Origin of the sequence: Nonomuraea sp. GTA35, assembly GCF_041950525.1 — a bacterium.
GTDB lineage: Bacteria > Actinomycetota > Actinomycetes > Streptosporangiales > Streptosporangiaceae > Nonomuraea.
Genome location: NZ_JBGNUV010000014.1, coordinates 232,287 through 244,840, shown reverse-complemented (window position 1 = coordinate 244,840; position 12,554 = coordinate 232,287). Strand labels below are relative to the sequence as shown.

General features: G+C 70.7%; 10 protein-coding genes. 5 read left to right on the top strand and 5 right to left on the bottom strand.

Annotated elements, in window-relative coordinates:
* The 3 genes from ACBJ32_RS45460 to ACBJ32_RS45450 are packed head-to-tail and all read right to left on the bottom strand — an operon-like array spanning window position 1 to window position 3,423.
* Window positions 1-1,929 (bottom strand): hypothetical protein, encoded by a 1,929-nt coding sequence (locus ACBJ32_RS45460; protein ID WP_375132135.1) that lies wholly within the window; start codon window positions 1,927-1,929, stop codon window positions 1-3.
* Window positions 1,930-1,972: 43 nt separating this feature from the next.
* Complete coding sequence (locus ACBJ32_RS45455) at window positions 1,973-2,701, bottom strand: amidohydrolase family protein (protein ID WP_375132134.1); 729 nt, start codon at window positions 2,699-2,701, stop codon at window positions 1,973-1,975.
* A complete protein-coding gene (locus tag ACBJ32_RS45450) occupies window positions 2,698-3,423 on the bottom strand; it encodes an amidohydrolase family protein (RefSeq protein WP_375132133.1) in 726 nt (241 codons plus the stop codon). Before ACBJ32_RS45450 ends, ACBJ32_RS45455 begins: the two co-directional genes overlap by 4 nt.
* 82 nt (window positions 3,424-3,505) lie before the next feature.
* Between ACBJ32_RS45450 and ACBJ32_RS45445 the strand changes: the two genes are divergently transcribed.
* Genes ACBJ32_RS45445 through ACBJ32_RS45430 form a run of 4 tightly spaced genes read left to right on the top strand, consistent with a single transcriptional unit; the run spans window position 3,506 to window position 8,121 of the window.
* Window positions 3,506-5,497, top strand: a complete 1,992-nt coding sequence (locus ACBJ32_RS45445) for a hypothetical protein (RefSeq protein WP_375132132.1) — start codon at window positions 3,506-3,508, stop codon at window positions 5,495-5,497.
* On the top strand, window positions 5,497-6,165 hold the full coding sequence (locus ACBJ32_RS45440; RefSeq protein ID WP_375132131.1) for an amidohydrolase family protein: 669 nt from the start codon (window positions 5,497-5,499) through the stop codon (window positions 6,163-6,165). Before ACBJ32_RS45445 ends, ACBJ32_RS45440 begins: the two co-directional genes overlap by 1 nt.
* Window positions 6,162-6,905 (top strand): amidohydrolase family protein, encoded by a 744-nt coding sequence (locus tag ACBJ32_RS45435; protein ID WP_357887352.1) that lies wholly within the window; start codon window positions 6,162-6,164, stop codon window positions 6,903-6,905. Before ACBJ32_RS45440 ends, ACBJ32_RS45435 begins: the two co-directional genes overlap by 4 nt.
* Window positions 6,906-6,945: 40 nt before the next feature.
* Entirely contained in the window at window positions 6,946-8,121 is a 1,176-nt protein-coding gene (locus tag ACBJ32_RS45430) for a DegT/DnrJ/EryC1/StrS family aminotransferase (protein WP_375132130.1), read from the top strand.
* 80 nt (window positions 8,122-8,201) lie between these two features.
* On the opposite strand, the gene ACBJ32_RS45425 is transcribed toward ACBJ32_RS45430, so the two are convergent.
* A complete protein-coding gene (locus ACBJ32_RS45425) occupies window positions 8,202-9,143 on the bottom strand; it encodes a methyltransferase domain-containing protein (RefSeq protein ID WP_375132129.1) in 942 nt (313 codons plus the stop codon).
* A 135-nt stretch (window positions 9,144-9,278) separates the two neighbouring features.
* Here ACBJ32_RS45425 and ACBJ32_RS45420 point away from each other — a divergent pair, with 135 nt between their 5' ends.
* Window positions 9,279-10,646, top strand: a complete 1,368-nt coding sequence (locus tag ACBJ32_RS45420) for a glycosyltransferase family 2 protein (protein WP_375132128.1) — start codon at window positions 9,279-9,281, stop codon at window positions 10,644-10,646.
* On the opposite strand, the gene ACBJ32_RS45415 is transcribed toward ACBJ32_RS45420, so the two are convergent.
* On the bottom strand, window positions 10,600-12,510 hold the full coding sequence (locus tag ACBJ32_RS45415) for a BTAD domain-containing putative transcriptional regulator (protein ID WP_375132127.1): 1,911 nt from the start codon (window positions 12,508-12,510) through the stop codon (window positions 10,600-10,602). The genes ACBJ32_RS45420 and ACBJ32_RS45415 overlap by 47 nt on opposite strands.
* Window positions 12,511-12,554 lie beyond the last annotated feature (44 nt).

Below are 12,554 nucleotides of genomic sequence, written 5' to 3'. Positions count from 1 at the left end.
TCAGAGGGCCACCCGGATCAGGTTGCGCCCCTTGAGCGCGTAGAGCGCCTTGCGGGACGGGTCGATGTTGAGCCGGGAGCCGCCGCCGAACCAGTCGCTCGCCAGCCCCTCCACCAGCTTGCGCGAGGTGAGCCTGACCAGGTCGATCTCGTAGATCGCGTCCTCGTCACCGGTGTAGGCGTGCCTGCCGGCGAGCACCAGGTCGCCGCCCCGGTCGCACACCTTCAGGGTGCGCGTGACCTTGCGCCGGCGCGGGTCGTACTCGAACAGCACGCCCGCGTCGGTGATCCCGTACAGGGCGAGCGCGCCGTGCTTGAGGCTCGTGACGGCCTTCGCGCCGGCCACCGGCTCGACCTCCCACCTCACCTCGCGGGTGCGCAGGTCGAACGCCGCCAGCCGGGCCGTGGACGTCACCGGCGGCGATCCGAGGCCCTCCTGCGTGCTGGTGCCCAGGTAGACGGTGCCCAGCCGGGCGGCCAGCGAGAACACCGTCTGGCGTTCGACGACCGGGCGGTAGGTGTCCACCCGGCCGGTCCTCGGGTCGTAGACGTCGAGCGCGCCGTTCTGGTGCCCCGGCTCCGGCTGGGTGGACATCACGATCAGGCCGGTCAGCCTGTCGTGGACGAGGTCCTTCGGCCGGTCCTGGTTGTGGCCGGTGCGCAGGAGCAGCTTGGCCTCCGGATCGCCCGCGCGGTGGGAGTAGAGGGCGGCCTGGGTGTAGACCCCGAGGTAGGTGGTCGTCCCCGCCGTCATGATGGTCTTCGGCTCGCCGGGGATGGGCAGCCGGGTGACCTGGCCCGTGGCCAGGTCGTGCAGGTCGCAGCCGCCCTTGCCGCCCACGTAGACCCGCTCGCCGTCGCAGTGCACGGACATGGGCTCCTCGGGGGCCGCCCGGAACCCCTTCTGCACGTGGCTGACGTAGGCCAGGTCGCCGGTGGCGGGGTCGTAGACGAAGATGCCCGGCTCCTGGACGCCGTAGATGCGGCCGCCGTGCTCCAGGATGCGGACGGTCTGCGCCTCCGGGAACGGCACGCCGAGCACCTCGTACGCGCCGGTCGCGATCTCGTAGCGGTAGAAGGTCCCGGAGGGGCGGCCGGCGAAGTAGACCCAGCCGTCGTGGATCAGCACCGAGACGACGTACTTCTCCCCCGGGGCGGTGGCCTTGACCACCTTGTACGCGGCCGGGTCCGCCTTGTCCACCACGAGCAGCTCCGCCAGCGAGTTCATGCCGCCCGCCACGTGCGTGTCGCTGATCGCCATGCTCGACACCCAGTCGCGGTCGGCCACCTCGGCCGGCAGCAGCTCGCGCTTGTCGCCGGTCCGCCGGTCGATCGCGATCAGGTGGGCATTGGCGCCGACGCCGGCGTAGACGTGGGTCTCGTCGGCCTGGATGCTGCGGACGTACGCCTCGCCGGGAGCGGGCTGGCCCAGGTCGCGGGTGGCGCCGGTGGCGGGGTCGTACTCCAGCACGCGGCCGGGTTGCGACGTGCCCAGGTACACCTTGCCGTCGGGGGAGGCGGCCATGGTCCAGATGTAGGGGTCGGGGTACTGGGCCAGCAGGGTCGTCCTGCCGGTGAGCGTGTCGATCCTGTAGAGGTCGGAGCGGCTGTGGGTGCCGACGTAGACGTCGGTGCCCACCTTGCACATCGCCCAGATGCCCACGCCGGTGGGGATGTCGAAGTGCGCCGTGACCCGGTCCTGGCCCAGGTCCCAGGCGCCCACCACGTTCGGCGCCAGGCCGCGCGAGCCGAGGTAGAGCACGTCGCCGACGAACTCGGCGTTGCCCAGGGGGCTGGCCACGCTGGCCGGGCCCAGGTCGGTGATCGTGCCCTTCGGCTCGCGGGTGGCGGCCTGCGCGGGGGCGGCGGGGAGGGTGACGGCGGCTGCGGAGGCGGCTGCGGCTTGGAGGAAACGGCGGCGGGGGATCATTCGCTGGTCACTCCTTGTGAGGGTGGCCGCACGGTATAACGGACTAGGCCGTAATGTCCAGATCGAAGAGCCGTGCGGCGTTCCGCCACGCGACCAGCTCGGCCGTCTCCGCGTCCAGGCCCGCCGCCGCCACCGCGCCGAACGCCGAGGCCGGGTCGATGAGGGTCGAGTCGGTGCCGAAGAGCAGCCGCGTGCGGTCCACCGCCGCCGCCACCTGCGCGATGCGGCCGGCGGGGGCGTGCGAGTAGCACGGTTCGAGGTAGAGGCGGTCGCAGGCGCCGGCCGCCTCGATGGCGTGGGCGTGGCCGTCGGCGCCCATGTGCCCGGCGATGACCCGCAGGCCGGGCGTGTCCAGGCAGGCCTGCGCCAGGTCCAGCACCGTGGCGCCCCACGTGTGCACGAGCGCGGGCACGCCCGCCTCCGCGACCATGGCCAGCGCCTCGCGCGTCTGGGGCGAGGAGACGGGGGAGCGGGTGTAGTCGGTGTGGATCTTGACCCCGACGAACCTGCCGGTGGGCAGGTACGCCCGCAGGTCCCGCTCGGCGTCCGCCTGCCTGCGGGGATTGACGGTGACGTAGCCGAGGTGGCGGTCCTGGCCCTCCAGCCAGGCGGCCAGGGCCCGGTTGCCGGCGGGGGCGTCGTAGATCACCGCCTCGGTGGCCGAGACGATCGACAGGTCGATGCCGAACCGGTCCATGGTGCTCAGATTGGCGCCGGCCACGTCCATGGTGAAGAACCACGGGCCCCAGTGCGCGTGCACGTCGATGATCATCCGAGCAGCCTCCTCGCGTTGCCGCCCGCCACGGCGGCGATCTCCGCCGGCTTCAGCCCGCTGGTCGCCAGGCGCAGCAGGGGGACGACCGGCTCGTAGTGGGGGGTGCGGGAGCCGTACAGGAGCCGGTCGGCCGGTACGGTCTCCAGCGCGTCGGGCGAGTTCAGCAGGCGGGTCGAGGTGTGGAAGCCCGGCTCGTCGGCCGCCACGACGACGAAGTCGCCCAGGTGGTAGAAGTGCGTGTCGAGAAAGACCACCGTGGCGTCCAGGCCGGAGAACGGCTGCCAGAAGCGCCGCACGTCACCGCCGGTCAGCACGACGAGCCCGAGCTCCGCTGACTTCCTGGCCACGTGGCGGACCGAGGGGAAGCCCGCCTCCACCCCCTGCTCGTCGGGGAAGAGCCTGACGGCCCTGACCCCCAGCCCGGCCAGCCGGTGGAGCTCCCGTACGGCGCCGATGGGGTCGCGCAGGTCCACGGTCCCGACCGGGACCGCCGGCGGCTCCAGCGCCAGGACCTCGTCGTTCCCGCTGCGCACGTCGAACAGGGCGGCACGCAAGGACGCGACCGCGCCCGCCCGGATGCGGTGCGCGGCCAGCGTGCCCAGCACCGCCCGGGGCGTGCCCGGCGGGCCGTCGCGGTCGGGATAGGCGCCGACCAGGACATCCACGTCCAAGCTCACCTCGAGGTCACCGATCAGCCTGCTCGCGTCGAACGCCGTCACAACCGCCTCCATTGACTTATTCAGCTCCGCACATTACGGTCTGGGCCAAAATTGGGCAACATGCTCTCGTGGAGGTGCGGCCGTGCCGCGTAAACCCCTCGCAGTCCTCGCGGCCCTGGCCGCGGGCCTGTTACTGCCGGTGCTCCCGGCCCAGGCGGCCACACCGCCGAAGGCGCCTGCGTGCGCCGGGCCGCGGGTGGAGACGTTCGGGCCGGCGTCGATGACCGGCGCCATCGTGGGCGCCACGGTCCACGAGGGCAGGGCCTACGTCGTCACGCGCGGCCAGAAACCGCCCGTACTGGCCGAGATCGACCTGAGCAGCCGCAAGGTCGTCAGGAGCGTGCGCCTGCCCGACGGCCCCGCCACCGGGGAGCCGGAGGGCGGCTGGGCCACCACCGTGGCGGGCGGCAAGATCTACGTCGGCACCTACCCCGTCCCCGACCTCTACCGCTTCGACCCGGCCACCGGCGAGGTCGAGCACCTGGCCTCCTTCGGCAGGAACGGCGGCTACATCTGGGCGCTGGCCGCCGCCCCCGACGGCACCGTCTTCGCCGGCACCTACCCCGACGGCCGGGTCAAGCAGTACGTCCCCGCCACCGGCGCCGTGCGCGACTTCGGCGTGCTGGCCCCCGGCGAGCGGTACGTCAGGGCGCTCGCCGCCGACGCCGAGAACGTCTACGCGGGCCTGCTCGACAAGGGCAAGCTCGTCGCGATCAACCGCGCGAGCGGCGCCGTCACCGAGCTGGCCCAGGGCACGACGGGCATCGGAGTGGTCGCCGAGCACGGCGACCGGGTCCTCGCGACGAGCGGCCAGACCCTCATCGACGTGCGCAAGGACGGCACCGACGCCCGGCGCGTCCCGCTCGGCGGGAACAGCTTCGACGCCCTGGTCGTGGCCGCCGACGGCACCGTCTACGCCACCTCGCGCCCCGACGGTGCCGTCCACCGCTACCGCACCGGCGACAGCGCGCCCACCAGGATCGCCGACGCGCCGTCGCCGGACGACGAGACCAGGCGGCTCGCGCTGACCGGCGACGGCACGCTGGTCGGCTTCTCCGGCAGCGGCGGCATGTGGTCGCTGGACCTGAGCTCGGGGCAGTCGCAGTTCACCGACCTGATCGAGGCGGGCCTGCCGGCCGGCGCCGAACGGCCCCAGAGCATGCTGCTGGTGCCCGGCCGCGCCGTCTACGTGGGCGGTCACTTCTTCATGGACGTGCGCGACCTGCGTACCGGCGAGCAGCGCCGCTTCCGCGTCCCCGGAGAGCCCAAGGACCTCGTGCGCCGCGGCAACAAGATCTACGCCGCCATCTACCCCAGCGGAAAGATCATCTCCATCGACCTGCGCACCGACGAGGTCCGCAGCCTCGGCTCGCTGGGGCACGGCCAGCAGCGCCCCTGGGACATCGAGTACGACCCGGTGCGCGACAAGCTGCTGGTCGCCTCCGCCCCGCTGGGCGCCGAGCTGGAGGGCGCCCTGTCGATCGTGGACCCCGACACCGGCCGGATCGACGTCCACAAGGGCGTCATCCCCGGCCAGAGCCTGATGAGCCTGTCGCTGGACGCCCGCAAGGGCGTCGTCTACCTGGGCGGCGACGTGCTCGGCGGCGGCACCCCGCCGGTGCACACCTCGGCGTCCGTCGCGGCCTTCGACCTGCGCACCCGCACGGTGCTGTGGCAGGTGGACCCGGTCGCGGGCCACCGCACCTTCCAGGACGTCAAGGTGCACGACGGGCTCCTCTACGGCGTCTACAAGCGCAACTCCGGCGCCTGGATCGCCCTCGACCTGGCCACCAGGACCGTCAAGCACCAGGGCACCCTGTCCGGGTACGGCGAGCTGACCACGCACCGCGGCCGGGTGTTCGTCAGCACGTTCTTCGGCGGCGGGAACGTCTACGAGCTGGGAGCCGAGGCCACGCACCTGGCCACCGGCCTGGGAGACGACTGGTACACCAACCCGCAGCTCCACTTCGAACCCGGCTCCTGGAAGGCGTGGGCCATGAGCGGCCGGCACCTGGCCAGGATCGACCTCGATCCGCGCTGCCCCCTGCTCACCGTCACCCCGCCGCAGACCTGATGCCGCCCCTCGTCGTGGACGCCCACCGGCTGATCGGCCCCGTACCCTTCGACGACCTGCCGCGGGACCCGCGGCCGGACATGGAACGGCTGGGCATCGACCGCGCCTACGTGACCCACACCCTCAGCCTCTACTCCGACGCCCGCGCCGGGAACGAGGCGCTGCTCGCCCTCGACGACCCCCGGCTCGTCCCGGTGCCGGTGCTGCTGCCCGACCCGTTCGAGCCCGTGCCCGACTGGGACGTGCCCATGGTCAGGCTCTGCCCGGCCCGGCACCGCTTCGAGCTGACCGGCCCGACCGCCCTGCGCCGGCTCGCGGAGCTCGACGTCACGGCGGCCATCGACCTCGACGAGACCTCCCCCGGGCAGCTCCTCACCCTCGCGCGGGAGCTGCCCGGGCAGCGCATCCTGCTGCTCAACCCCGGCTACCGGCGGCTGCGCGCCATCGGCGAGCTCATGGCGGCCATCCCGAACCTGTGGCTGGAGATCGGCACCGTCAACACCCAGCGCGGGGTCGAATGGCTCGCCGGGCACTTCGGGGCCGGACGGCTGGTGTTCGGCACCGGCGCCCCCGTCATGGACGACTGCGGCCCCCGCTTCCTGCTCGACCACCTCGACCTGCCGGAGGCCGACATCGCCCTGATCGCGTCGGGAGGCGGCCTGCTGTGATCCTCGACGCGCACGGGCACCTCGGCCCGTGGCCCGACTTCCTCATCCCCGACCCGTCGGCCGGCGGCATGGTCGCCCTCATGGACCGCCTCGGCATCGACGCCATCGGCATCAGCCACCTGCTCGCCGTCGGCCCCAGCGCCGAGGAGGGCAACCGGCTCGCCTTCGCCGCCGCCGAGCGGCACCCCGGCAGGTTCGGGGTGTGGCAGGTGTACAACCCGCACCAGCGCAACCGGCTCGTCGAGAAGGGCGTCTGGGGGGTCAAGATCCACCCGGACGTGCACCAGTGCGCCCTCGACGACCGCCGCTACGACCCCGTCTGGGAGCTGGGCCTGCCCGTGCTCGCCCACGGCCAGACGGACTCGCCCTGGAGCGATCCGGAGCGGTTCGTCACCGTGGCGCGCCGGCACCCCGGGGTTCCGCTGCTGCTCGGGCACGCGGGGCTCTGGCCGTACGGCTTCGCCCGCGCCGCCGAGCTCGTCCGCGACCATCCGAGCCTGTACCTGGAGATCTGCGGGTCCAAGATGACCGGGCGATGGATCGCCCGGCTGGCGGAGGCGGTCGGCGCCGATCGGGTCGTCTACGGCTCCGACGCCTGCTTCCTCGACCTGCGGATCGGCTTCGGCCGCGTCGCCCTGGCCCCGCTCGACGACGCCGACCGTGCCCTCGTCCAGGGCGGCAACCTCGCCCGCATCCTGGGCGCGGCCCGTTCCGCACCGCTGGAAGGACCTTGCCCATGACGCTCGCCACCGACCGCGGTCCCGCGGAAGGACATCATCCATGACCCTGGCCATCGACGGTGGCACCCCCGTTCGCACCGACCCCTGGCCGTCGTGGCCGCCCCCGATGGACGACGCCCAGCGCGCGCTCGTCACCGCCGTGCTGGACAGCGGCCGGTGGGGCGCCACACAGGGCGGCCGGGCCTGCTCCGACCTGGTCGCCGCGTTCGCCCGCCGCTCCGGCGTCGAGCACGGCGTCGCCGTCGGAAACGCCACGCTCGGCCTGTTCGCCGCGCTGCGCGGGCTCGGCGTCGGGCCCGGTGACGAGGTGATCGTGCCGGCGTACACGTTCGTCGCCACCGCCACGGCGGTCCTGCTCGCCGGCGCCACACCGGTTGTCGTGGACGTGGACGCCACCGACCTCCACCTGTCCGCAGCCGCGGTGCAAGCGGCAATCACCCCCCGCACCGCCGCGCTCGTGCCGGTGCACCTCGCGGGGAGCCCGGCCGACATGGACCCCCTGAACGCCATCGCGGCGCGGCACGGCCTGGCCGTCGTCGAGGACGCGGCCCAGGCGCACGGCGCCACCTACCGCGACCGCCCCGTCGGCGGGCTGGGCGACGCCGGGGTCTACAGCTTCCAGTCCAGCAAGGCGATGACGGCGGGGGAGGGCGGCCTCATCGTCTGCCGCGCCGGCGAGGTCCACGAGGCCGTCTGGTCGGTCTGCAACGTGGGCCGCACCCTGGACGGCGCCTGGTACGGCCATCCGCGCGTCGGCTGGAACCTGCGCCTGACCGAGATCCAGGCCGCCCTGCTGCTGCCCTGGCTGGACCGGCTCGACGACGAGATCGACCGCAGGAACACCTTCGCCGCCGCCGTCGCCCGCGAGCTGCCCGCGGCATGGGCGAGCGTGGTCCCGCAACCGCCCGGCACCACGCGCGACTCGCGCCACCTGCTCATGCTGCGCGTCCACGTCCCCTTCGACCGGTCGTTCCTGCTGGCGGCCATGGCCGCAGAAGGGGTGCCCCTCGACGGCGGCTATCCGCCGCTCGGCACGATGCCCGCCCTGACCGAGGCGGGCGCCCGCACGGAGCCCTGCCCGTCGGCGGAGGCGGCGGCTCGCGACGTGCTCTGGGTCCGCCAGGCCATGCTCATGGACGATCCCGCGGGCGCCGCTCACATCGCCGAGGCCCTGGCCAAGGTTCTCGCGAGCATGCCCGAGACCGGATCGGGATAGCTCGCACGCCATTCGCCCCGGTTCTGCCCAGGGGCTCGGTTCCTCCTGGTCGTGCGTCAGCGGACCTTCACCGACAGAGGTCAACGGTCCACGACCAACCATGCACCGTGGTCTTCGAAGGTGGTGCTGTGGCCACCCAGCCGTTCGCCCATGTCAGCCAGGCGGCCCACGTCGAAGCGTTGGCAATGGCCGAAGTACGGGTCAGGAGTCTCCTCGATGGGGACATTGATGATCAGCCGTTGTGCCGTGCGCTTCCACAGCACATCGAGGGCGCGAGCGGCTGTGTCGCTGTCGAGATGTTCAAGCAGGTGAATGGCGGTAACGGTATCGAAGCGAGGCAGGAATTCGACTCGCGGGTCGAACAGGTCAGCCGCCAGGAAATCTGCGCCCGAAATGCCCTGCTCCTCGGCGTACTTCCTCGCCGCCTGGATGAAGAATTCCTCGATGTCCAGACCGACCAGTTGGGGGCTTGGATGGCCGGTGGCAGGCAGATCTGCGCTGAGCAGCAGCGGCAGGAATCCGTGACACGTTCCGGCATCCAGTAGCGATTCTCCACGCCGCAGTTCGCGCACTCGTCGATAAATCACGCTGAACGGTTGGATGAAGTCCGTCGGATCGATGTCGCCGGGCGGCTCACGCAGGGCCTTCAGGGTGTTCCGGTAGAACCAGCGCGAGCAGGTGTAAGGGTCGGCGTGCACGGAGTAGAGCGTGATCGTCATGAGTTGGTTGAAGAGCGCGTGGGGTTCCTTTTCCCAGACGCCCCACACAGGCAGATCCATCCCGAACCTATGCCGCGTGCTGGCCAACATCGGGATCAGCGAGTGCCGAATGTGTTTGCCGACATTGTTGTCGATCTCTGACAGGTGAAGATCGTGGACCACCATCAATTCGGGCTCGATGTCACGATCGGCACCTCCTGGCGGATTGAGCCAGTGAAGTGTGAACGGTCCCGCTTGCGCTACTGGCTCATGCGACCGCGTGAGGCGTTCCACAAGTCTGTGGTGGCGGTGGATGGAGAACATGCCGCCCGAGGATATCGGCGGTCCCCTCGCCCGAGCCATGTCGGCCGTACCCCTCCGACCAGGGTGTTTAGGTTTGCCCAAGGCTTGTCCAAGCCGCGTTGGTCAGCCTCACATCGTACGGCGCGAGGAGGCGGCATGCGAGGAGTGGGCGAAGTGATGCAGAACGGGAGGCGGAGGCCCGGGCCCGATCTCAGCGTTGTGATCCCCACGCACCGTCAGGCCCATTGCCTGGAACCGGTCCTGGAGTCGCTCGCTCGCCAGACCTTGCCCGAGGAAGCGTTCGAGGTCGTGGTGGTGGAGGATCCCAGTGAGGTGTCCTACGAGGCGGCCGCCGAAAGGGCCTTGGAGCTCGGATTCCGCTTCGAGACACTTCCCGGCCGCGCGGGTCGCAGCGCAACCCGGAACCATGCAGTGAACCTGGCTCGCGGCGACGTCCTGCTCTTCCTCGACGGCGACTGCTATGCAGAGCCTGGCCTGCTGGAAAGCCACTGGCGCTTCCACAAGGACGCGCCCGGCCCACGGGCGGCGCTGGGCTCTCGGCTCGAGATCACCTCGCTGGGGTTCGCTGGACGACTGATGCGTGGCGAGGCGATCTCGGCGGAAGAACGCGGCCGGCACTGCTTCGACATGAGGTTCCCCGCCGGGTTGCCGGCTGAGGCTGTGCGGCTGGCCATGGAGACCCCCTGGCTGTACGCGTACACGAACGTCTCCGTGCCGCGGGCGCTCGTGACCTCGGTGGGAGGTTTCGACGAGCAGTTCGGTCTCCAGTGGGGGCTGGAGGACATCGACCTGTTCTACCGCGTCTATGTGCGCATGGGCCGTCTACCAGACGCCTTTGTCTACGACGAGTCGATGGTCGCGTACCATCTGCCGCACTATCGCAACCGGGGCTCGGAAATCGGCCAATTCCTGGGGAACGAGCCCTACTTTCGCCGGAAACATGCTCATTTCGAGGTTGAACCGAGTGTCGACCTGCCCGATATATCCGCCTACCAGATCCGACTCTACCGGCAGCGAGTGGCTCAATTCACTGCCTCCGGGGCTGGTCGCACCGACGAGTCCACCTGGCGCCGCGTGGAAGAATTGCTGTCCACCTGGCCGACCCCGCGTGTCCTGTACGCCGGTCTGGATACCGCCGACCTTCCGTTGCCATCAGGCACGATCACGGTGGACCACGGCGCTCCGCCGTCACGGTCGAATGAGCATGTGCTCGGTCTATCCACGGGTTACCCCGAACGGGCCTTCGACCTCGTCATCAATGTGGATCTTTGGCGTCTGCTCCACTGGCAGGACTTCTGCGCCCATGTGAGCGAGGCCCTACGGATCGCGGATGAGCTGTTGCTCATCCGCACGGCCCAACCCGGCGACCGCCGGATCGGGATCGACGGTGACCCGGCCGCAGACGATCGAGACCTGGAGTACTTCCTGCGTGCGCTGCGGTCACACGTCTCCGTCATCACTGACCGCAGCGAAGCGGGTGCGTTGCTGATCCGGTGCCGGTGACCGCCATCACCGAATGCTGCGGTGCGGCACCGTGCCCGATGCTGGTGTAGTAGCCGATCATCCGTGCTCTCACTGCGTGGAGCTCCGGCTCGGAGTCCACGCTCCGCGCCAGCTCACCGGCATAGGAGCGGGCAAGGTCCGGCAAGGTGTACCGGCCCGGTACGGACTCGGCGAGCAGCCGCGCTTCGGCCAATTCTGCGCACAATCGGGCGACGCGCTCCACGGGCATAGCCGCCATGCAGGCTGCGGCGTCCAGACTGATGTCCGGCCCTGGGCACAGTCCCAAGATTCGGAACAGTCGCGCTGTCTGCGGGCGCAACGCCTGGTAGGACGCGGAGAAGACCGCGCGGATGTCCGTCGTGAGGTCCTGCGTCGCCAGGGTGTCCAGCTGCCGTGGGGTGTCAGCCAGGTCGCGGGCGATCGCGAGCAGGGGGAACCCAGGACTTGTGGCGGCTCGGGCGGCCGCGATGGCCAACGCCAACGGCAGCCCCGCGCAGGCAGCCAGGATCTCCGTCACGGCCCTCGGTTCGCTCGAAAGGCGTCCGGCACCGAGCCGGGCGGCCAGCAACTGGCGCGCCTCATCCTCATCGAGCACATCCAGCGACACGGGCCGGGCTCCCTCGGCGACGATCAATCCGGTCAGGGTGCTCCGGCTGGTCACCACTGCCATGCTGCCTGACCGGCTCGGCAACAGCGGCCGCACCTGAGCAGCGTCGCGGGCGTTGTCCAGCAGCACCAGCACTCGCTTGCCGGCCAGCCTGCTGCGGTAATGGCCCATCCGGGCCTCCACGCTCGTCGGGATCCGCTCGGCCGGAACACCCAGCAGCTCGAGCAGGGCCTGAAGGGCTTGCGACGGATCGAGCGCCGGACTCGCCGGATCGAAACCACGCAGGTCCAGGTAGAGCTGCCCATCGGGGAAAGCGTCGCGATTCTGATGCGCCCAGTGGACGGCAAGCGTCGTCTTTCCCACCCCGCCAGAGCCGGACACTGCGACAACCGGAGCCTGTACAGAGAGCAGCCGGTCCAGCAGGTCCATTTCGTTGCGACGGCCCACGAATCCAGGCGGGTCAAGGGGCAGGTTTGCCGGCACTTCGTGCGTGCCCGACGACAGCATCTGCGGCGACATCGCCTCGTCCGGCGGCGCAAGGCTGCTGTCGGCGCCGAGCAGGCGGCGATGCAGGTGCTGCAGAGCAGGGCTGGGATCGCACCCGAGCTGTTCGACCAGTCGTTGGCGTAATCGGGTGTAGTGCGCAAGGGCATCTGCCTGCCGGCCGGACCGGTAGAGAGCCAGCATCAACTGCCCGGCCAGCCGTTCGTTCAGCGGGTGTGCGGCTGCCGCGGTCGCCAGCTCGGGCAGGAGACGATCATGGTCGCCGTGGCGCAGCCACAGGTCGTTGCGATCGAGGAACGCGGACAGGTGCTGGTTGACGAGTGTGTCTCTGACCCCGTTCAGCCACGGCAGATCCAGGTCCTTGAACGGCTCGCCGCGCCACAGCGCCAACGCCCGGTTCCACAGCCCGATGGACGCCCCCGCGTCGTCCGCGGCTCTGGCCTCGGACACCAGGTACTGAAACCGGTGCATGTCCACCGCTGTCGGCTCGATGTCGAGCACATACCCGCCACCTGTACGGACGATGGGGACACCGCCCAACAGGTGACGTAAACGGGAGAGATAGGTGTAGATGGTCTCCCGGGAGGCTCGTGGTGGTGCGCCGTCCCAGAGACGGTCGACCAGATCGTCCACCGTCACCCTCCGGCCGGCCTCCACGAGAAGAATCGCCAGCACGCCCCGCTGCCTGGCGTGGAGGTCGACGCGTCTGCCCCCTACCCGGGCTTCGACACCACCCAGAACGACGAACTCCATCCGCGTTTCCCCTTTGCTATCCCGACGACTTCGGGGAGCAAGGG

Bases quoted from the DNA above. Each gene is read 5' to 3' on its own strand.
- ACBJ32_RS45460 (WP_375132135.1), bottom strand. From the start codon at position 1,929: ATGATCCCCCGCCGCCGTTTCCTCCAAGCCGCAGCCGCCTCCGCAGCC.
- ACBJ32_RS45455 (WP_375132134.1), bottom strand. From the start codon at position 2,701: ATGATCATCGACGTGCACGCGCACTGGGGCCCGTGGTTCTTCACCATG.
- ACBJ32_RS45440 (WP_375132131.1), top strand. From the start codon at position 5,497: ATGCCGCCCCTCGTCGTGGACGCCCACCGGCTGATCGGCCCCGTACCC.
- ACBJ32_RS45430 (WP_375132130.1), top strand. From the start codon at position 6,946: ATGACCCTGGCCATCGACGGTGGCACCCCCGTTCGCACCGACCCCTGG.
- ACBJ32_RS45425 (WP_375132129.1), bottom strand. From the start codon at position 9,143: ATGTTCTCCATCCACCGCCACCACAGACTTGTGGAACGCCTCACGCGG.
- ACBJ32_RS45420 (WP_375132128.1), top strand. From the start codon at position 9,279: ATGCGAGGAGTGGGCGAAGTGATGCAGAACGGGAGGCGGAGGCCCGGG.
- ACBJ32_RS45415 (WP_375132127.1), bottom strand. From the start codon at position 12,510: ATGGAGTTCGTCGTTCTGGGTGGTGTCGAAGCCCGGGTAGGGGGCAGA.